The organism is Dehalococcoidia bacterium (assembly GCA_030018455.1).
Classification (GTDB): domain Bacteria; phylum Chloroflexota; class Dehalococcoidia; order DSTF01; family JALHUB01; genus JASEFU01.
Genome location: JASEFU010000002.1, coordinates 182,362 through 202,729, shown reverse-complemented (window position 1 = coordinate 202,729; position 20,368 = coordinate 182,362). Strand labels below are relative to the sequence as shown.

Here is a 20,368-nt window from a genome sequence, read left to right as displayed (position 1 = left end):
CCGGTTGCAGTGCTTTATAGAGGTACTGTGCTAAGATTTGGCAAAGCCTTCTCCGGACAGGAGGTGTCGTGATGAAGCTGGAGGGCAAGACGGCGCTGGTGACCGGCGGCGGGGGCGGCATCGGGCGGGGCATAACGCTCTGTCTCGCCGAAGAAGGGGCGGCTGTCGCGGTGGCGGACATCGATCTCGAGCGGGCGCGCGCGGTCGCCGAAGAGGCGTCGAAACTGGGGCCGCGCTGCTTCCCCCTGCAGGTCGACGTCTCCGTGCCGGAACAGATCGACGAGATGATGGCGCGGGCGTTGAAGGAGTTCGGCAAGCTCGACATCCTCGTGAACAACGCGGGGGCCGGCTCCCGTCCGGGACGGCAGACGGGGGAGCCGGAGACGGTCGAAGACTGGGACTACGTATACAAAGTGAACCTCCGCGCCTACTACCTGACGTACAGGGCGATATCGCCGCAAATGATAGAGCGACGTTACGGAAAGATCATCAACGTGGCGTCGATTGCCGGCAGACAGGGCGGCGGCCCCTGGTTCCTCATTCCCTACCGGGCGACGAAGGCGGGCGTCATCAACCTGTCGCAGTCGATGGCGGCGCAGATGGCGCCCTACGGCGTCAACGTGAACGCCGTCTGTCCGGGGATCATCTGGACGAGCATGTGGGAGCAGCTCGCCGCCGAGATCCGGCACGAGATGCCGGGCCTGGAGAACCTGGAGCTGAAGCAGGTCTTTGACTTCGCGGTCTCGGGGACGATTGCGATGCAGAGAGAGCAAACGCCTGAGGACATCGGGCGGGCCGTCGCCTTCCTGGCGTCGGACGATGCGAAAAACATTACCGGGCAGGCGCTAAACGTCGACGGCGGCGCCCAGATGAACTGAAGCCGGAAAGTGGGGCAGAAGTGAAAGCAGCGGTCTTCCACGGCCCGCGAGACGTGAGGACGGAAGACGTCCCCGATCCCGTTCTCCTGCCGGGCGACGTGCTTATTAGGGTCCGCGCCTGCGGCATCTGCGGCTCCGACCTCCATACCTACAAGCACGGTCTCTTTCCCGAGCTGGGCGTCCCCATCGACTCCGGCCGCATTCTCGGGCATGAGTTCAGCGGCGACGTGGCGGACGTGAACGGCGAGGTGCCCGGGATAAGCGTCGGCGATCGCGTCACGTCCATCTTCATGGGGGGCAACGCCGAGCTGGTGCGCATACCGGCGCTCGTGACCCCTGCCGTGTTCCGTCTCCCCGACAGCGTGAGCTACGAGGAGGCGGCGACGGTCGAGCCGCTGGCGAACTCCGTGCACGCCGTCGGCCTGGCGAACGTCGGCGGCGGCGAGACGTGCGTCGTGCTGGGCGTCGGCATCATCGGCCTGGGCATGATCCAGGTGTTGAAGGCGAAAGCGCCGGGCACGATCATCGCTGTCGACCTGTCAGACAGGCGGCTGGAGATGGCGAAGGAGCTGGGCGCGGAAGTGGTCATCAACGCCGCCAGGGAGGACGCCTACGCGCGGGTCATCGATCTCACGGGCTCCGTGCCCATCGGCTGGACGGAGACAGCCGAGCCGGCCGCAAACGTCGACGTCGTGTTCGATTGCGCGGGGGCCGCCATCGGCCAGGAAGGGTCGAGCCTGCAAGAAGGGCTGCGGCTGGTTAAGGAGAACGGGAAGGTGATCGTCGTCGCCGTGCCGGAGCGGCCGGTCGAAATCCAGTCCGCACTGCTCGTGCGCAAAGGGGCGTCGATTATCGGCTCGTGGGCATGGACGCTCGACGAGTTCCGCGAGGCGCTTGCGCTCATCGCTGACAAAAGGGTCGAGCGGCAGTGCCTCGTGACACATGAGTTCCCGCTGGAGAGGGCGAAGGAGGCCTACGAGACGGCCCTCTCCGCGGACGAGTGCATCAAGGTAGTCCTCAAGCCGTAACCGGATCCCGGCGGCGGCTTTGATCGTGAAGCGAGAACCGAGGAGGAGCGGGAGATGGCACTGGACAAAGAACAGCTTCTCACCCTTTACCGGAACATGCTGCGGGCGCGTCGTGTCGACGAGACGATAGTGAAGGGGATCGCTGAGGGGAAGACGGCCTCGTTCTTCCATAGCGGCCAGGGCGAAGAGGCGGTGGGTGTCGGCGGCTGCACGTTCCTGCGCGACGACGACTACGTCTACGCGCAGCACCGCGGGCACGGCATCGCTCACGTAATCGGCAAGGGCGGCTCTCCGCGGCAGTTCATCGCCGAGCACTTCGGGAAGTGCACTGGGTCGTGTCTGGGCATCGCCGCCAACCACTACGTCGAGCCGGAACGCGGCATGCTGGGCGGCGCCGGCACCATAGGCTCCGCCTTTCCCCTTTCACTGGGGTGGGCGCTGGCGGCGAAGAAGAGGGGCGCCGGACAGGTTGTCGTCTGCTTCTTCGGCGACGGGGCATCCAACCGCGGTACCCTCCACGAGGCGATGAACCTCGCGACCCTGTGGAAGCTCCCCATCGTCTACGTCTGCCACAACAACCTTTACGCCCAGTTCATGCCGATAAGGGACGCCTTCCCCAGGGAGGATATCGCCGATATCGCGGCGACCTACGGGATCCCCGGCGTCGTCGTGGACGGGCAGGACGTGATCGCAGTGCACGAAGCCGTGCAGGCGGCGGTCGCTCGCGCTAGGGCGGGCGACGGGCCGTCGCTCATCGAGTGCAAGACGTACCGCTTCCGGGCGCACGCCGAAGGGATACCGGACGTGTCCCACGCCGACCCGCGGCCGCCGGAAGAGATCGAGGCCTGGAAGCGGCGCGACCCCATCAAGCTCTTCGCCGAGAAGCTGGTCCGGCAGGGCGTGGCGACGCAGGAAGAGCTGGACAGGATCGACGCGGAGGCGACGGCGGAGATACAGGAAGCGGAGCGCTTTGCGCTGGAGAGCCCCCTGCCCGAGCCGTCGCTGCTCGACGGGATGCTGTACGCGGGATAGAAGGGGTGAGAGATGAGACAGTTGCCTTATCTGCTGGCGATAAGAGAGGCCCTGGCGGAAGAGATGGCGCGAGACGAGTCCGTCTTCGTGCTGGGAGAGGACGTCCAGCAGGGCGCCTTCTTCATCACTACAGGGCTTATGCAGCAGTTCGGCCCGGAGCGGGTGATGGACACCCCCCTCAGCGAGACCGCCGTCGCCGGCGCCTGCGTGGGGGCGGCGATGGCCGGCTACCGTCCCGTCGCCGACTTCATGTTCGCGGATTTTATGTACATCGCCGGCAATGAGATCATCAACAACGCCGCCAAGTGGCGCTTCATTCACGCCGGGAAGGTGGACCTGCCGCTGGTGTTCCTCGCCTGCATCGGCGGCGGCGCCCGGCTGGGGCCGGAGCACTCGCAGTGCCCCGAGTCCTACATCATGCACGTTCCCGGCCTCAAGCTGGTCGTGCCATCGACGCCGTATGACGCGAAGGGGCTGATGAAGTCGGCGATCAGGGACGACAACCCCGTCGTCTACTTCTATCACAAGCGGCTTTTGGGCGTGCAGGGCGACGTGCCCGAAGAAGACTACACGGTGCCGCTGGGCGTGGCCGACGTGAAGCGCGAGGGGACAGACGTCACGGTCGTTGCCACGTCGGCGATGGTGCACGCCGCGCTCGCCGTGGCGGGCGAGCTCGAGGGTCGCGTGAGCGTGGAAGTAATCGATCCGCGAACGCTGGAGCCTCTCGACATCGACACCATCGTCAGGTCGGTGCAGAAGACGGGACGTCTGGTGATCGCGGACGAAGACACGAAGCGGTGCGGCGTGAGCGCGGAGATCGCGATGCAGGTGATGGAGCACGCGTTCGACGCGCTGGACGCGCCGATACAGCGAGTGGGAGCGGCGAACCTGCCAATAGCGGCGGGGTACATGGAGCAGTACGTGCTACCGCAGCCGAAGGACCTCGTGACAGCGATCGAAGCCGTGACCGGCCGCGCCTAGCGAGTCGATAGACCCCCAACTGGGGGAGTTCAGAGGGGGTTCTCCCCTCTGACGGGGGTCTGGGCCCGCCTGCCGGCAGGGCAGGGGTGTCCCCCAGATCCCCAGAAAACGCCTGTGGGCGGGTGGGTGGGAAGATCGGCGCCCATGTTGCGGCGACCACGCCCAACGCCGCCCACACGCACGCGCGCCGGGCCGGAGCAGAAGTCAGCGAGATCAATTGGGTGGGCCGTAAGGCCATGGGCAAAGTCGGAATCATCGCTAACCCGGCGGCGGGCAAGGACATCAGACGGCTCGTCGCGTATGCCGGCGTCACCAGCAACCGCGACAAGATCAACCTGCTCAAGCGCATCATCCTCGGCATCGACTCGACCGGCGTGGGCGAAATCGTCATCGCCCCCGACTACTGTGGCCTCGGCGAAGCGGCGCTCGCCGGCCTCCCTGCCGACGGGCTGCGAGCGCAGACGTCGCTGCTCGAAATGCCGCTCACTGCCACTCACACCGACTCCACAGCGGCGATGGCGCTGATGCGCAAGCGCGGCGTCGACTGCGTCGTCACTCTGGGCGGCGACGGCACGAACCGCGCCGTGGTCAAGGGCGACCGCTCCATCCCGCTCGTCCCCGTCTCCACCGGCACCAACAACGTCTTCCCTCTCATGGTGGAGGCGACGACGGCCGGAGTGGCGGCGGGCATAATCGCGATGGGCGCCGTCGACGTGGAGGAGGTGAGCAGCGTGCACAAGCGGCTGCTGCTCCTCGAGGATGGCGCCGAGCGGGACATGGCGCTCATCGACGCCGTCGTGCTCGACCAGCCGTTCGTCGGCTCGAAGGCAGTGTGGGACATGTCGGAGGTGCGGGAAATCGTCTGCACGCGCGCGGAGCCGGGGACGATGGGGCTATCGTCCATCGGCGGCTGCCTTCGCGCTGTCGGGCCCGACGACGACTGCGGGCTTCACCTCAGGATCGGGAGCGGCGGCGAGCGCGTCCGGGCGCCTGTGCTGCCGGGCGTCGTGGGGGAGATCGGCGTAGAGGCGTGCGCTGTGGTCGCTCTGGGCGAAGAAGTAGCGGTGGAGACCACGCCCTGCCTCATCGCGCTGGACGGCGAGCGCGAGGCCCACGTCGCGGCGGGGCAAGACGTCAGGTTGCGGCTACAGCGCGACGGCCCGCGCGTCATCGACGTCGTCAAGACGGTGAGGCAGGCCGCCGCGAAGGGCTTCTTCCGCAGGTAGACCGTTTATCGAACGAGGGACTGAAATGGCTGAATACATAGCGATCCCGAAGCTGGGCATGACAATGACTGAGGCCACGCTCGTCGAGTGGAAGGTGGCCGAGGGCGACCACGTCAATAAGGGCGACGTCGTTCTCGTCATCCAAACGGAGAAGACGCTGTGGGACGTGCAGGCCGCGGCATCGGGCTTTGTGCACATCCTCGTGCAGCAGGACGTGAAGGCGGCCGTCGGACGCGTCGTCGGCCTGATAGCGGCAACGAAGGAGGAGCTGGAACAGTTGCAGAAGGAGCCGCCGAAGGAGCTATACACCACAGGCGCCGCTCCTCCAGCGAGAGCGCCTGCCGCAGCCGGCGCAGGAGCGGCAGCGCCGCCGCGCGCCCCGGGCGAGCGGGTAGCCGTGTCGCCGCTGGCGCGGAAGCTGGCAGAGGAGCACGGCATCGATGTGACGGCCATAGCCGGCACGGGGCCAGGCGGCCGCATCATCAGGGAGGACGTGGAGGCGGCAATCGAGGCGCGGGCGCGCGAGATCGAGATCGCCTACCAGGGGCGGCGCGTGAAAGGGAAGACACCGCTCCGGGGCATGCGCGCCGCCATCGCCGAGCACATGCAGCGCAGCCTCGCGGTCTCGGCGCAGCTTACGTCGATGGGCGAGATCGACGCCACGGAGCTGGTCAAAGCGCGCAACGAGTTGGTGAAGCGGGAAGCTGACCTGGGCGTCCGCATCTCCTACACCGACATCCTGATCGTCGCCGCCGCCAGGGCGCTCCTCGACAACCCGATCGTCAATTCCAGCATCATCAACAACGAGCTCGTCACCTGGGAAGACATCAACATCGGGATGGCGGTGGCGCTCGAAGAAGGACTCATCGTGCCCGTGATCAGGGACGCCGATAAGAAGTCGCTCATCGAGATAAGCCGGGAGGCGTCGTCGCTGGCGGAGAAGGCGCGGTCGGGAGCGCTCCTGCCCGACGACGTTGCGGCGGGCACCTTCACCATCACTAACCTGGGCGCGTTCGGCGGCGGATGGGGCTTCGGCACGCCGATCATCAACCAGCCGCAGTCGGCCATCCTGGGCACGGGCGCCATCGTCGAAAGAGCGATCGTCCGCGACGGTCAGGTGGTGGCGGCGCCGGTGATGACGTACAGCTTCACGTTCGACCACCGCGTCATCGACGGGCTGCCGGCGGCGCGGTTCATGGCGCGGCTGACGGAACTGCTGGAGAACCCAAAGCTCCTGCCGCTCGACGTTTGAGAAAGGACGGGCCGTGGAAGAGAGAGACATCGTTGTTATCGGTAGCGGGCCGGGCGGGCACGCGGCGGCGCTGCGCGCATCGGAACTGGGGGCGAGCGTAGCCATCGTCGAGGCCGATTTGCCGGGCGGCAACTGCGTTAACTTCGGCTGCCTGCCCAACACAGTGATGCTGGAGACGGCGCGGGCGCGCATCGAAGCGCAGGATCTGGCGCTTGCCGGCGTGCTATCGTTGGGCGAAGGCGCAAGCTTTGCGCGGGCGGAGGCGCGCAAGAACCGTATCGTCGGCGGCATCTCCCATGGAATCCGGAACCAGTTGCGCGGCCGCGGAATCGAGCTGATCGAGGGGGTTGCGCGGTTCGCCTCGCCGCGTTCGGTGGTTGTCAGTCTTAAGCAAGGCGGCGCCGTCGAGCTCTCCGCGCGCGCCTTCGTCATCGCCACGGGCGCGCGCCCGCAGCCGCCGCTCGTCCCCGGTTACTCCGGCGAGGTGCTGGTGATGGACCAGGCGCTGCGCCTCCCCGAAGCGCCGTCGTCGGCCCTCTTCCTCGGCGGCGGGCCAGAGGGGCTGGGCTTCGCTCTGGAGCAGGCGTTCGTCCTCGCTGTTTTCGGGACGGCCGTCACAGTCGTGGACGAAAGCGACGATCCCCTGCCCGGCGCCGACCGCGAGATGCTCGACTATCTGCTCCAGGCGCTTGCGGCAGCAGGAGTGCGCGTCATACTCAACGGCACGGTCAAAGAGGTGAGCGGCAACGGCGCCGCCTGGGAAGCGCTGGTCGCCGTCGAAGGGATCGGCGACGAGCGGGTTGCGGCGGAGGTCATCGCCGCGCCCGACTGCCGTCGGCCGCACTTCGAAGGGCTGGGGCTGGAGGAGGCGGGCGTGAGCGCGGCGCCGGACGGCATCAGCGTCGACGCCGCCTGCCGGACAAATGTGGAGAACATTTTCGCCGTCGGCGACGTCACGGGCCGGCCCATGTTCTCGAACGCCGCCATGCTGCAGGGCCGCGTTGCCGCCGAGAACGCCCTGGGGCTGGCTTCGCGCGTGCGTCTTGGTGCGGTGCCCCGCGCCCTTCACACCGAGCCGGAGCTGGCGTGGGTGGGGCTGAACGAGGCGCAGGCGCGAGAGCAGGGGCTCGACGCGCGGACGGGGATGGCAGACCTGGCCGCAAACTCGAGCGCCGCGGCGCGCGGCCGGGCCGAAGGAGCCGTGAAGCTGCTGGCGGGACCGGACGGCGAGGTACTGGGCGTCCACGTGCTCGGGCCGGGCGCCGGCGAGCTCATCGGGCTGGCGGCGCAGGCGATAGCTCTGGAGAACACTGTCGACGAGCTCGCCGACATCGCGCACTGGCACCCGTCGCTGAACGAGGCGCTCGTCGAGGCCGCCCGCAACCTGCGCTAGCGAGGGTTCGCTCCACGTCCGCCGCCAAGCCGGGCATCCCCAACAGACCGCCATCTTCTCTTACGGCGATCGCATGCGGGCGCGCGCGGGAAGAAGGGCGAGGCCCGGCGCAGCCAGCAGACCCACGGCGCCCAGGCACACGATGAGACTGGCGGCGACGCTCTTCCACTCGTCGCCCAGACGCGAAGCGGCGTCCGAGAGGAGGGCGGAGCGTGGGGTGCGCACGTGGACGCTGAAGCCGGCGGTGCCCTCCAGCGCCTCGCCGTTCAGCGCTGCCGAGGCCACCGCCATCTCCGCCGGCGCCTGCCGCATCTCTATCTCCAGCGGCTCCTCGGGAATAAGAGTCACGTGGAAGAGCCGCCCCTTCGCCCCCTCGATATGCCCCGTCTCGATACGGTTCAGTCCCGGCTCCACCGAGAACCGTTCGCTGGATGCCAGCACCGTGCCGTCGCCGTCTACAACCGCCATCTTCGCGAGCGCGTCGCCGCGCAGAACGCTGAAGCTGATGGCGCGAACGTCGTCGCGGCTGGAGAAGAACGAGAAGGCGAAGATGTCACCAGCATTGACGACTTGCGGCGTCGACCCTTCCGGAAACGTTTCAACCGCTACCTCTCCGCCGACCGTGAACACCGCTGCGAGATAGCCGCCGAGCGAGAGGAGCAACGCCGGCGCCAGAAAAGGCGACGGCGCGTATGCAGCCGGCCGCATCCGCTGGAGCCACAGCCACGCGAGGGCCGCCACCCACGAGAGGCCGCCGAGCCAGAAGAGAATCGTCGTCAGGGGCTCGCGCGGCACGGCGTGTTCGAGCGGTGGGAAGTTGAGCGCGCGTTCGGTAAGGGGCGCGAACAGCGCCGACCCCAGCTCGTTGCCGTGCTCGAGCGTGAGCGCGAGGGCGTACGCGGTCGCTGCGAGGTAGGGGAGCAGGAAGACACGCCTCTGGGGCACGGCGAGGGCGAGGGCGCCGACCATGAGTATCGACCGCTGCGGGTTCCAGTCGGGGAAGAAGTAGATGAGGGCATGGACGGCGAGAAACGAGTAGACCAGCATGGGGAACGCTTGGCCGGCGGGACGGCGCCGCTGAACGAAAAGGAACGCCACCAGCAGCGCGTAAAGGGCTGCGAACAGCGCGATATCGCCGCGCTCCGCCTTGCCGGTCTGCGTGCCGAACAGCCCGTAGTCCCAGAAGAACGACGTCCAGAGAAAGGGTAGCACCAGCAGCGCGAAGGTGGCGCCGCCGGCGACAGCTATCGCCGCCTTTTGCCGGAGACTTCGGCCGAGGACGAGGGCGAACGGCGGGACGAGAAGGATCGGGGTGAGCTTTGTCGCCGCGCCGGCTGCGAGGGCGGCGGCGGCCGCGAGCGCCAGCAAGAAGGTCTCCCGCTGTTTCCCCGCGTTCGTTCGCTCCAGCGCGTGCTTGCCCAGCAGCAGGGCGAAGACGGCAGCCAGGAAAGCCCAGGCGTCGTTCTGCCCCATCAGAAGCGCGTAGAGAATGACTGCAGGGTTCACGAGCCAGAGGAGGGCGGCCGTCTCGCCGCGCCGGTCGTCGAAGAGCCGCAGCATCACGAGGGCAACGAGGACGTAGACGGCGAGGTAGGGAAGCTTGAGCAGGAAGGTGACAGGAACGTCGCGGAGGACGGTATCGAGCGTGGTGTGCTGCCAGCCGCCGACGTTGACCAGATCGAGCGCATCGAGGAGACCGAGCCAGGCGGCGTTGGGGTAGTAGAAGAGGGGGCCGTAAGGGCCGCCGGAGAGGCCCGTCGGCAGGACGCCGGTAGGCTCGTCGGCGAGGGCATGGTAGAAGTTCGGGTGGTCGGTGAGGATGAGTGACGTGTTGAAGGTGCTGAGGTAGAAGTCGCCGTGGCCGGAGATGGGCAGCAGCAGGGCAACGACCACCGCCGCGACGGCCACCGCGACGAGTCTTCCGCGGCCCCACCGGCGCGGGCACGTCTCCTCCGCCCGGGCCATGTCATCGTCTGCCTGCATTCCGTCGCGTTCAGTCGCCGGCCCAGACGGGCGGGTGGCGGTTGGCCCAGGGACGCGCCTCTTCGAGCTGGGCGGCGAGCCGGAACAGGGTCGCCTCGTCGCCGAAGCGGGCGACGAAGTGGGTGCCCACGGGCAGCCCCTCGGCGTTCCAGTACAGTGGCACCGACATCGCGGGCTGGCCGGTCACGTTGCAGATGGGCGTGAAGGGGACGAATTCACCGGCGCGGATCATGCCCAGCAACGGGTTCTCCGGCGGCGAATCGAACGAGCCCAGCGGCACCGGCGGCTCCGCCAGCGTGGGCGTCAGCCAGAGGTCGTAATCGAGGAAGAAGCGGGCGATGTCCCGCGCGACCCGCTGGAGGATCCCGACGGAAAGCACGTAGGCAGGCGCGCTCTGCAAACGTCCCTGCTCGGCGAGCGCCCAGGTAAGGGGCTCGAACTGGTCCGGCGTGGGCACGCGGCCGGTGAGGAGGGCTACGCCGTCGATGTTGGCGGCGCAGCCGGCGGCCCAGAGGACCATGAAGGCGGGCGTCAGCGCCTCGATATTAATCTCCGGCGCCCCTTCCGACACCTCGTGGCCGAGCTCCTGACAGAGGGCGGCGGCGTCCTCGACAGCGGCCGCACAGTCGGGGTGGACGTCGGCGCCGGTGAGCGTCTTCGTGGTGAAGGCGATGCGCAGCCGGCCCGGGTCGGCGCCCACCTCTTCGATGAACGGCCGCGCGGGCGGCGGCGCCCAGTAGGGGTCGCCGACGTCGGGGCCGCACGTGGCATCGAGGAGGGCGGCGCTGTCGCGGACGGAGCGGGTGACAGCGTGCTCGACGACGAGGCCGCTCTGGATGTCTCCGAGGTCAGGGCCGAGAGGGTTGCGCGCGCGGGTGGGTTTCAGGCCGAAGACCCCGCAGCAGGAGGCGGGAATGCGTATGGAGCCGCCGCCGTCGTTGGCGTGCGCCATCGGCAGGACGCCGGAAGCGACCGCGGCAGCCGAGCCGCCGCTGGAGCCGCCGGTAGTACGGGTCGTGTCCCAGGGGTTGCGGGTCGGCCCGAAGAGCCGCGGCTCCGTTGTGGGGAGGATGCCGAGCTCGGGCGTGTTCGTCTTGCCGACGATTATGAGTCCGGCCTTCTTGAGGCGGCATACGAGCTCGCTATCGTGGTCGGGGACGAAGTCCTTCGTGAAGGCGGAGCCGCTGGTAAGCGGGACGCCGGCGTAAGATGCGATGATGTCTTTAAGAAGATAGGGCACCCCGGTGAAAGGGCCCTGCGGAAGGGGGCCTTCGGCAGCCTGCCGCGCGCGATCGTAGAGGGGTAGGATGACAGCGTTCAGTTGTGGGTTGACGCGCTCGATGCGCTCGATCGTCGCGTCGACGAGCTCAATCGGCTTCACCTCTTTGCGGCGGACGAGATCGGCCTGGGCGGTGGCGTCGAGCGAAGTAAGGTCGGACATGGTACCTCCTTGGATGCTTTGCGGATGCGATGCCCTCGGCCCCCGTGCGTTGAAAAGCGGAGGCGCCCTGGTCTCCGAGAAGCGCCGCAGTCAGGACCCCGTCCACCGCCGCAGACAACGGTGGCGCGAGAAGCCTCAGCTCTTAGCGCAGGGCAACGGCCAGCCGCCGCGACGAGGAGCGATGCCTCGCGCTACGTTCTCCCGCCGCCGCCTAGTGCCGGTCCGTCAGGTACGTATCGACGCCCAGCCAGCCCCAGCTCCCCATACCCGCCGAGGTCTCCGGCCCGTGGACCCAGTCCCAGTAGGCGACCCAGCCCTGCGAGGTCGTGGTGTTGATCTGCGGGCCGTGCTCGCGCATCATTGCGCGCTGGGCCTCATGTATGATTTCCCGCCGCTTCTCAGGGTCGAACTCCGAGCGCTCCTTCCACACCCATTCGTCCATTTCGGGGTTGTTGTAGCCAGCGAAGTTGAAGCCGGCGGCGCCCTTACTGAACCAGTTGCCCAGCGGCCTATCGGGCTCGACGTAGGGGAGGTTTATGTACCAGGTCATCTGGAAGTTGCCCTGGTACAAATGCTGCGCCAGGTAGACGCCGAGCTCTTTGAGCTGGAGGTTGCAGTTGATCCCGATCTTCGCGAGGTGCTCTTTGACCACCTCGGCGTACTTGGCCATGTTGGTGACGTTCTCCACCGGCACATCGACGGTGACGCCGTCGCCGTAGCCGGCCGCCTCCATGAGCTGCTTTGCCTTCTGGAGGTCGACCTTGTAGAACTCGCGCAGTTCTTCCTGGGGCAGCGCCCAGTACTTGAGGTCGGCGACTATCGGCCCGGCGAACTTGCCGTCGCCGAACGCGATCTTGTCGATCAGGTCCTGCCGGTCTACCGCCAGGTCGACCGCCTCCCACATTCGCTTGTCCACGAAGGGGGGCCTGTCGACGCGCAGGAGCAGCGTCGGGTGCCAGAAGTTGTCCGACTCGCGAACGATGACGCCTTCTATCTTCTTGAGGTCCTGCACCTTCAGCTTGTCGAGGGCGGCGGTCGTGTAGTCGTGCTGCTTGGTCTTGAACGCCTGCAGCAGGGTTGAGGGATCGGTCACGATGATCCAATCGCGGCCGTCGGTGTAAGGCAGGCCTTTCATGTAGAAGTCGGGGTTCCTGTCGAGGATGACCTTCTCTGCCTTGACGAAATCGCGCAGTATGAAGGCGCCGCAGCCGACGGCGTGGTGCTGGAGGTCGCCCCACTTCTCGACCGCCTCGTGCGGCACGATGGCGTAGCTGGGGTTGCCGATCTCGTCGTAGGCGGGCGCGTAGGGGCGCGTGGTTACCAACTGGAAGGTGTACTTGTCGGTCGCCTCGAAGCTGGCGGTGAAGTCGCGCAGCAGTTGCTTATCGTTTTGCGAGGCCGGGTCGTCGCGGCGTCGCGTCATGCTGTAGACGATGTCATCGGCCACGACTTCGCGGCCGAACGTCGGGTCGACATCATGGAACTTGATCCCCGGCTTGAGCTTCCAGATGTACGTGACCTCGTCGACGCGTTCGTAGCTTTCTGCCATCTGGAGCTGCGTGCTCTGATCGCGGATGTCGACGCTGTACATGAAGCCGTGGATGTTGCCCGCGACCCAGTAGCACGTGACGCAGAGGTGAGGGTCGAGACCGCCGGGGTCGGCGCTCAGGCCGAGGATGAGGCGGTCTCCGTATCGCGGCGTGCCGTAAGGGCGTGGCGTGGCCGTCCCCTCGGGCGCCGGCGTCCCTTCCGCTGCGGGCTCTTCTTCGCCGCCGCCGCAGCCAGCAAGGGCGACGCCTGCTCCCCCAAGCCCGACAAGCCCCGCCTTAAGCGCCCTCCTCCGGGAAAGACGTTGCTCAGAAAAACGACGCCAGTACGGGGAAGACTCCATGGTAATCCTCCTTTGTCTTCCGCTGCTCGAAAGGCCGGACTTACGGGCAAGTATACTCTCACAGACGTGAGGGTCAATGGTGGGAGAGGCTATCGCCGCCCTGCTGTGTTCGCTGCCGCGGCCGTCAACATAAACGCTTTTCTTCCCACCCACCCGCCCACAAGCGTCTTGCCTCTCAGGGGCACATCCCCTGAAACCCCTGCCTGAGGGGGACAATTCCCCCTCAGGGCTCCCCCTTTTGCCGGCGACTCCGGCCAGCCGATATCGGTTGAACGAGCGTGTAGGGTTCTTTAGACTGGACGGTAGAATCAGAAGGAGAGACACTTGGCCATCGAGCGCCCGACGGAGAAAGACCGCATGCAGGCGTCGGCGGCGAACGTCGAGAAGATGCGACGGTTCGCGGAACGCTACGCCGAAAAGGCCGGCGCTTACCTGCACCCCGACCCCGCGATCACGGAGTACCTCGTAATCGGTCTCGCCAAACACATCGACGAGGTGGGCCGCCCGCTTTGCCCCTGCAACTTCTACGAGGACAAGGCGGAGGAGGCGAAGTCGAGCGTGTGGTCGTGTCCCTGCGAGGAGATGCAGCGCTTCAAGTACTGCCACTGAATGCTGTTCTGTAATTCGGAAGGTCTTCCGATAACAGAGCACCTGCCGGAGGGACACGAGGGCCGCGAGATATACGGCGTCATACTGGACCCGCACCCCGATAAGGGCCGCGCGATGCACCGCGTGGAAGAAAGGCGCGGCCACGACCTGCACAAGGGCCACAGAGAGCAGGCCTGACTACAGATAGCGCTCGAACCAGTCCAGCGCCTCGCGCACGGAGCGCTCGAAGCCGTCCCCTGAATAGACCTCGTAGTGGCGTATCCCCTCAATGACGACGAGCTTCTTCGGCTCCAGCGCCCGCTCGTAGACCGCTCGGAACTCGTCGGCGGGTGTCGTCTCGTCGCGTTCGGCGGCGATGAGCAGCAGGGCGCGCGGCGCGATTCGCTCGACGACCTCCTCCGGGCTGTACTCCAGCGTCGCCTCCGCCGTCTCGAGCGTTATCTCGGTCTTGAGCTGCGGCAGGGCCTTCGACGCCTCGTTGAAGAAGGCAACGGAATCGGGGTCGCTCAAGACGAGGAAGGGGTCGATCTTCGCGCCGTGGCCGGTTAGCACGCGCTGGCGGCGGTCGGCGGCGATTACCTGGTCGACGAGCGCCCGCTGCTCCGGCGTCGCGCGCGAGAGCATGCGGCGGCCGTCGCCGAAGCCCACCTGCGCCACGACGCACTTCGGGCGCGGATCGATGCCGGCGACGTAGATGACGTTCGCGCCGCCGAAGCTCGTGCCCCAGAGGGCGATGCGCTGCGGGTCGACTTCGTCCTGCGTCTCGAGGAAAGTGATGCTGTTGCGGATGTCGGCCACTTGCTCCAGGGGGATGAGGCGTCCGCGCTCGCCCTCGCTCTCGCCGAAGCCGCGGTAATCGAAGGCGAGGGCGGCGTAGCCGGCGGCGGCGAAGCGGCGGGCGTAGTCGGGGAGGATGAGCTCTTTGATGCCGGTAAAGCCGTGGCATAGGAGCACGGCGGGCAGCCGCTCGCCGGCAGGCGCGCCGTCCGGCGTGTAGAGGACGGCGCTGATGCGCGCCCCCTGCGAATAGTACTCGACTCTTCGTTCCATTGTCCGTCCCTCGAGGCCGGGGACTAGATTTCGTGGCGGAATTCGCTGTACAGCCGGTGGATGTTAACCCGCGCCCGCTCCGGCTCGCCCCACGACGCGAATTCGCCCAGGCGCAGCCCCTGCGCCGCCTCCCGCTCATCAAGGCCCCGGTTATACGCCCGCCGCGCCTGTCGCCGCACCAGCGCCAGGTACCGGCGCACCGAACGCAGGTCGTCGAGGCCGCCCACGGGGCCGTGCCCGGGAACGACGGCGTCGATCTCCATCTCCAGCAGGCGGTCGATGACGCGAATCCACTTGCTGATGTGCCCCTCGAAGGCGACGGGCGTGACCCAGAAGAACGCGAGGTCGCCGGCAAAGAGGACGCGCTCCTCCGGCAACCAGACGGCGATGTCCCCGACCGTGTGCGCCGTCCCGAAGTGCAGCAGCTCGACGCGCCGCCCGCCGAGGTGGAACGTCATCGACCCCTCGAACGTGACATCGGGAAGACGCACCGGAACGTCGCGGATCTCGTCACAGAACTGCGGCACCATCTGCAGAAAGTAGTCGGGCAGCCCGAAGCGCTCGATTTCGACGCGCGCTTTCGCGTGGGAGATGATGCGGCACTCCGGATAGAGGCAGTTGCCGAGCGTGTGGTCGATATGGTGGTGAGTAAGGACGAGTTGCCGCGGCGCCTTCTTTGTAACGCGGCGGACGGCGGCCCGGAAAGCGCGGTTCATCGACGGGGTGAAAAGGGTATCGACGATAAGCGCGTCGTCGTCCCCCAGGATCAGGCCGGCGTTGCTGATGCAGTAGCCGCCCGTCGCCTGGACGTAAGCGAAGACACCGTCGGCCACCTCCACGAGCCCGGTTTCCCATTCGCGCGGCGCTTTCATCGCGGTCCTCCTTCGATACTACAAGTGCGTGACGATGCCGTCGACGACAGGCGTTCCCGCTGCAGAGAATCCTCTCACCGACGCCTGAGGCCCAGCATCTCCCTTGTCTCATCGGTGCTGGCGATCTCGCGCTCGGCCAGCTCAGCGATCCGCCTTGCCACTTCCACCTGCTCCCAACTGCCCTTCGCCAGCCTCCCCCCGGGGACGCGGATGTTGTCCTCCAGTCCCACCCGGATGTGACCACCCATGATGGACGCCATGATCGCGGCGGGGAACTGATTGGGACCGACGCCGCACGTGGACCAGGTCGCTCCCTCGGGCAAGAGGCTCTGCATGTGGACCATGTTCATGGGGGAAAAGGGGACGCCGCCCGCGACTCCGAAGACGAGCTGGAAGTGCAGGGGCTCGACGAAGATCCCCTGCTTCCTGACCAGAAGTACGTTGTAGATGCCCCCGAAATCGTACGCTTCGCATTCCGGCTTGACGCCGTTTTCCCTCATGGCGACGGCGAAATCGACGAGCATCTTGAAGGTGTTCTCGAAGATGCTCTCGCCGTAAATCTTCCCGGTCTTGTGATCGGCAATGGCGAAGTTCATGGAGTTGGTGTTGAGAGAGGCCATCTCCGGCTTCATTTCCACGATCGGAGCGATCCGCTGCTCCGGCGTGATTCCCCACGCCCCGATGGCCGAACTCATGTTGATGATCAGCTCAGGGCAGCGGTTGCGAATGGCGTCGATCGTCTCCCGGATCTGCGGGATGTCGGCGGTGGGAGCGCCGGTCTTCGGGTCCCGGACATGAATGTGGACGATGGCCGCGCCGGCCTTCCAGCATTTGTAGGACTCTTCCGCGAACTCCTGAGGCGTATACGGGACCGCGGGGTTCTGCTCTTTTCGCGTGGCGGCCCCGGCCAGCGCGGCGCTGATGATCACCTTCTCCACGTGCTCCTCTCCTTTCCCCGGCCGAGGGGCTTGGTCTCTCTCCTTTCCCCGATAGCGCGGCTCAGCCCTCGACGGCGCAGGAGGCCGCAAGGCTGGATATCGCCGTGACGCGCCGCCCCTGCGTCATCCAGTCGACGAAGCCGTTCGTGCAATAACCCACCGATATCCCCGTCTCCGGGTCGCCCCAAGCGACCTGGCCGCCGGCGCCGCCGTGCCCGAAAGCGCGCTCGCAGCCCACCCGTCCGAAGCCGCGCAGGTACGCGTTCCCGTCGCTGCCGCCGACGATTATGCTGAGGCCGCGGTTCACCGGCACGTCCGTCACCGGGTCGCGGTGTCGGTCCGTGGTCCGCACCGTTGTCGCGAACTCGATCGTCTCCGGCTTGAGCAGACGCTTGCCGTCGACCGTCTCGCCGCCGTTGACCAGCGGCTGGTAGAAGAGGGCAAGCTCGGCCGCGCTGGCGATGCCGCCGCCGCCGGGGATGCCCACCCGCCGCGCCTCCGGCCGGTTGAAGGAGAGAATGGCGTCGGGCGTCACGCCGCGCCACCCGCCGGGCGGCGGCACCGGCTCGCCGACGTGCATCACGTCCGCCACGCGCCCGTCGTGCTCCGGCGGCAGGCCGATAAACAACTCGCGCGCCCCCGCAGGATCGAGGATGTGCTCGCGGATGAAGGCGCGATAGTCGACGCCGGTGCGGCGCTCGATAATCTCCGAGAGGACCCAATGCGCCGACGTGGGGTGGTACTCCCAGCGGCTTCCCGGCTCCCACTCCAGCTTCCACTCCGCGAACGCCTTGAGGAGACGCGAGCGGTCATCGGGCCAGGTGGGAATGTACTGCGCGTACGGGAAGCCGGCGATGTGCAGGAGCACGTGCTCGACCCTTATCACGTCCTTCCCGTTCGTCCCGAACTCCGGTATTATGTCGGCCACGCGCTCGTCGAGCCGCAGCAGCTCCTCCTCGAGCAGTTTCCAGACGGCGGCGGCCACCATCGCCTTCGTGCAGGAAAAGATGCAGTACAGCGTCTCGTTGGTCGCCGGCTTCTCCGCGCCGCCCTGGACAGCGCTGCCGAAGGTGCGGACGCCGGCCACTTTCCCCCGCCGCGCGACCGCGACCTGGGCGCTCGGCAGCACCCCCTGGTCGACGTCGCGTTTGGCGCGGGCGAACACCTTCTCCAGCTTCTCGCTATCGATCCCCACCTCCTCCGGTCGCGACGCAAGGTACTTGTCGTCAATCATCCCGTCCCTCCTCCAGTCTTATCTCGAAAGCTGCGACGCCGCCTCCTCGAACATGCGCCGCGGCGCCCGCACCATAATCCCCTCAATCTGGTCCTCCGTGAGGCCGTTCTCCCTCAGCCACGGCAGGACGCGCGCAGGGACGAACGAGTACGTGGATGGGTCGCGGTTGGGCGGCGATGCCCACAGGCCGTAGGCCGCGTGGTCGTGCGAGAGGCAGACCTGCTCTCCGTAGCCGGCCTCGACCAGCGCCTTGACGCAGGCGGAGCGCTCGCGCCAGGACGGGACGACTCCCGCGAAGTAGCGGTCCATTCCCAAAACGGCGCCGCGCTTCGCCAGCCCCAGTAGGTAGTCGAGATCGCTCGTATCGTTGCTGTGACCCAGGTAGACTGCGCCCGGCGCAACCCCTTCCTCCTCGAGGATGTCGAGCAGCGGCTCGCCGAGGCGGGCGGCGGCAAGCGTGTGGCAGGAGATGGGCACGCCCCCCTTCTTCGAGGCGCGGGCGGCCGCGCGAGCAATCGTCTCGAACCGCGGGCGCAGCAACGGGGCGAGCGCTTCCTCGTCCCAGGCGATCTTTATAATGCCCGCCCGCACGTCCGTCCCCTCGATGCCGTCCTCGATCTCACGCAAGAAGAGCTCAGCCAGGCCGTCGGGATCGAAGCCCCAGAGGGGCGGCGGCACCCAGCGATAGACGCCCGTGCAGGCGATGACGTTCACCGGCGACCTCTCCGCCACCTGCTGGATTATGTCTATCTGGCGGCCAAGGTCAACCGTCGTCACGTCGATCACCGTATCGATGCCGTCCCGCTTGGCCTGCGACAGCGCCTCGATGCCCCACTCGACCGCTTCCTTCGCGTTGAAGAGGCCGGGGTAGCGTTCCATGCCCGCGGAGCCGGTGACGATGTGCTCGTGGGTCAGGGCGCTCCCCAACTCGCTGGCGTCCAGGGGGCCTTTCACTGTACGGACGGTGGTCATCTCGTTCCTCGCCTTCTGTTGCCTCGACCCGGAAACGGATAGTCCCTGCTGGTCCAGCGGCATTATGCTAACACCGGCTGCCCGCCTCGCTCCAGAGCGCGGCCCGTTCACGATCCGGCCCTATTGCCGATTGTATAAGAGGTAAATGGGGAGAGGAGACTCTGTGGATGGTCGCTGAACAACGAGCCGCCCCAACAGTCGACGACCCGGTAGCCAGGCTTGCCTTGCTCCTTCAGCAGTGGCGTCTCAAGCCGTCCCGCGACGTCCGCTGGCTTCAGAAGCTGTGCGTCACCTTTTACGATCAGGAGCCCGCCGCCTGGGAGCGCTACTCGCGGGTGGCAGAACTGGGCGACGACATGGCCTCGTTCCTCGGCCTGTCGGAGTGGAACACCGCCGCGATACGCGCCTCTGCCTTCCTCTCGGCGCTGTCTCGGGTCGCTCCCGTCCCGCTGCCGGGACCCGCGGGGCGACGCCAGGAGGCAGCGCTGTGGGAAGAGAAGCTCTGGACGTGGCGCTGGCTCCAGATAGCGACAAACGTCCTGCACGGGCTGCGTCCGGGGTATGACGATAGCCAGCCGCTTTCAAAGCGCGGCAAGGAACCGCCCATAGAGGGACAGGTGCTGGCGCTGGCAGAGGAATTCGATGAGCTAACGCGGGACTGGCGAGGCGCCCCGAAAGCGCGCATCCCTCAGGCGCTGAAGGCGCTGCGCGCCGGCGAGAAACACGACGCCCTGCTTGTCGACTGGCTGTGGTCGGAGGCGGGCCAGGAGTCGTGCGACAGGGTGCTGCGCAACAGGAAGACGCTGGACAAGGCGGCGCTCGCCGAGCTAAGGGCGAGCGTGCGCCTGCTCGACAAGGGGCGTCCGCCCCAGCAGACCCAACGCCTCGAGCCGACGGGCCGGGGCAGAAGGTCACCAATGCATGCCCGGACGGGCAAAGAAAACGGCGGGTCGTTGAAAGAGGAGGGGAGAGAGGTTATGACGAAAGCCGCAAGCAAAGAAGGGTGGAGCATCCCCGCAAGAGGCGAAACCGTCGCGGCCACACAGGCGGAGGAGGAAGCCTCGCTCAGCGGGCGCATCGCCACCGTCATCAGTGAGATGGAGCAGATAAAGCTGGCCGCGGCCCGCAGCCAGGAAGCGCTCGCATCCATCTTGCCGGCAATGGAGGAGCTGTCGGCAGTGGTGAGCCGTCTGCAAGCGAGCCTGCAACTGGTGCAGGTCGGCGGCCCGGCCCCAGCGCCTTCCTCCAACGGCGGTTTCCAATCGATTGAGCTGCGGGTCGAGAAGGCGCAGGGTCCGCTCGACACGGCGGAGGTGCTGGACGCCCTCGAAGGTGTGCGCGACCTGCGGGAGCTGCGGGTGCAGGAGCGCGGGACGTCGTGGGCCCTGCTGCGTGCCCGCGTGGACGGGGAAACCGATCCCGCCATCCTGGAGGCGAAGGTGACGGGGTCGCTCTCAAGGCACCTCACGGCCGACGGAGACGAGGAGATCGTCAACGTAAGCCTCAGGCCCTGCGAGTAGCCGCGGCCGCTTAACGCCTCCCAAGCCGGCCTTACCCTCGACGCGCCCGGTCGCGTGGCCCGCTGGCG

The 20,368-nt window shown here is 67.1% G+C and carries 18 protein-coding genes; 10 read left to right on the top strand and 8 right to left on the bottom strand.

The window, feature by feature from the left end; genetic code table 11:
- The first annotated feature begins 71 nt into the window (after positions 1-71).
- The 7 genes from QME71_04415 to QME71_04385 all read left to right on the top strand — a co-directional run bounded on the left by QME71_04415 (position 72) and on the right by QME71_04385 (position 7,790).
- Positions 72-878: an SDR family oxidoreductase gene (locus QME71_04415; protein MDI6857543.1), complete on the top strand. Its 807-nt coding sequence runs from the start codon at positions 72-74 to the stop codon at positions 876-878.
- A 20-nt stretch (positions 879-898) separates the two neighbouring features.
- A complete protein-coding gene (locus QME71_04410; GenBank protein MDI6857542.1) occupies positions 899-1,906 on the top strand; it encodes a zinc-binding dehydrogenase in 1,008 nt (335 codons plus the stop codon).
- Between the two features lie 54 nt (positions 1,907-1,960).
- Positions 1,961-2,938, top strand: coding sequence for a thiamine pyrophosphate-dependent dehydrogenase E1 component subunit alpha (locus QME71_04405; protein ID MDI6857541.1), 978 nt, complete (start codon positions 1,961-1,963; stop codon positions 2,936-2,938).
- A 12-nt stretch (positions 2,939-2,950) separates the two neighbouring features.
- Complete coding sequence (locus tag QME71_04400; protein MDI6857540.1) at positions 2,951-3,919, top strand: alpha-ketoacid dehydrogenase subunit beta; 969 nt, start codon at positions 2,951-2,953, stop codon at positions 3,917-3,919.
- A 122-nt stretch (positions 3,920-4,041) separates the two neighbouring features.
- A complete protein-coding gene (locus QME71_04395; GenBank protein MDI6857539.1) occupies positions 4,042-5,145 on the top strand; it encodes an NAD(+)/NADH kinase in 1,104 nt (367 codons plus the stop codon).
- Positions 5,146-5,170: 25 nt separating this feature from the next.
- Positions 5,171-6,397 carry a dihydrolipoamide acetyltransferase family protein gene (locus tag QME71_04390; protein MDI6857538.1) on the top strand — a complete coding sequence of 409 codons (1,227 nt, stop codon included), beginning with the start codon at positions 5,171-5,173 and terminating at the stop codon, positions 6,395-6,397.
- A gap of 13 nt (positions 6,398-6,410) precedes the next feature.
- Entirely contained in the window at positions 6,411-7,790 is a 1,380-nt protein-coding gene (locus tag QME71_04385) for an NAD(P)/FAD-dependent oxidoreductase (protein MDI6857537.1), read from the top strand.
- A gap of 60 nt (positions 7,791-7,850) precedes the next feature.
- On the opposite strand, the gene QME71_04380 is transcribed toward QME71_04385, so the two are convergent.
- From QME71_04380 to QME71_04370, 3 genes are all read right to left on the bottom strand, one after another.
- Positions 7,851-9,773 (bottom strand): hypothetical protein, encoded by a 1,923-nt coding sequence (locus QME71_04380; GenBank protein ID MDI6857536.1) that lies wholly within the window; start codon positions 9,771-9,773, stop codon positions 7,851-7,853.
- Positions 9,774-9,783: 10 nt separating this feature from the next.
- Positions 9,784-11,214: an amidase gene (locus QME71_04375; protein ID MDI6857535.1), complete on the bottom strand. Its 1,431-nt coding sequence runs from the start codon at positions 11,212-11,214 to the stop codon at positions 9,784-9,786.
- A 211-nt stretch (positions 11,215-11,425) separates the two neighbouring features.
- On the bottom strand, positions 11,426-13,105 hold the full coding sequence (locus tag QME71_04370) for an ABC transporter substrate-binding protein (protein ID MDI6857534.1): 1,680 nt from the start codon (positions 13,103-13,105) through the stop codon (positions 11,426-11,428).
- A 324-nt stretch (positions 13,106-13,429) separates the two neighbouring features.
- On the opposite strand from QME71_04370, the gene QME71_04365 reads away from it, so the two are divergent.
- Both QME71_04365 and QME71_04360 read left to right on the top strand, forming a co-directional pair.
- Complete coding sequence (locus tag QME71_04365) at positions 13,430-13,714, top strand: ferredoxin-thioredoxin reductase catalytic domain-containing protein (protein MDI6857533.1); 285 nt, start codon at positions 13,430-13,432, stop codon at positions 13,712-13,714.
- Positions 13,715-13,891 (top strand): hypothetical protein, encoded by a 177-nt coding sequence (locus tag QME71_04360; protein ID MDI6857532.1) that lies wholly within the window; start codon positions 13,715-13,717, stop codon positions 13,889-13,891.
- Here the strand turns inward: QME71_04360 and QME71_04355 are convergent, their stop codons facing one another.
- The 5 genes from QME71_04355 to QME71_04335 all read right to left on the bottom strand — a co-directional run bounded on the left by QME71_04355 (position 13,892) and on the right by QME71_04335 (position 18,780).
- A complete protein-coding gene (locus tag QME71_04355) occupies positions 13,892-14,764 on the bottom strand; it encodes an alpha/beta fold hydrolase (protein MDI6857531.1) in 873 nt (290 codons plus the stop codon).
- A gap of 23 nt (positions 14,765-14,787) precedes the next feature.
- Entirely contained in the window at positions 14,788-15,636 is an 849-nt protein-coding gene (locus QME71_04350) for an MBL fold metallo-hydrolase (protein MDI6857530.1), read from the bottom strand.
- Between the two features lie 74 nt (positions 15,637-15,710).
- Positions 15,711-16,574 carry a 3-keto-5-aminohexanoate cleavage protein gene (locus QME71_04345; protein MDI6857529.1) on the bottom strand — a complete coding sequence of 288 codons (864 nt, stop codon included), beginning with the start codon at positions 16,572-16,574 and terminating at the stop codon, positions 15,711-15,713.
- Between the two features lie 61 nt (positions 16,575-16,635).
- The gene (locus QME71_04340; GenBank protein ID MDI6857528.1) at positions 16,636-17,808 is read right to left on the bottom strand and encodes a serine hydrolase domain-containing protein; all 1,173 of its coding nucleotides are present in this window, start codon (positions 17,806-17,808) and stop codon (positions 16,636-16,638) included.
- Between the two features lie 18 nt (positions 17,809-17,826).
- Positions 17,827-18,780 (bottom strand): phosphotriesterase-related protein, encoded by a 954-nt coding sequence (locus QME71_04335; protein ID MDI6857527.1) that lies wholly within the window; start codon positions 18,778-18,780, stop codon positions 17,827-17,829.
- A 167-nt stretch (positions 18,781-18,947) separates the two neighbouring features.
- On the opposite strand from QME71_04335, the gene QME71_04330 reads away from it, so the two are divergent.
- The gene (locus QME71_04330) at positions 18,948-20,300 is read left to right on the top strand and encodes a hypothetical protein (GenBank protein ID MDI6857526.1); all 1,353 of its coding nucleotides are present in this window, start codon (positions 18,948-18,950) and stop codon (positions 20,298-20,300) included.
- Positions 20,301-20,368 lie beyond the last annotated feature (68 nt).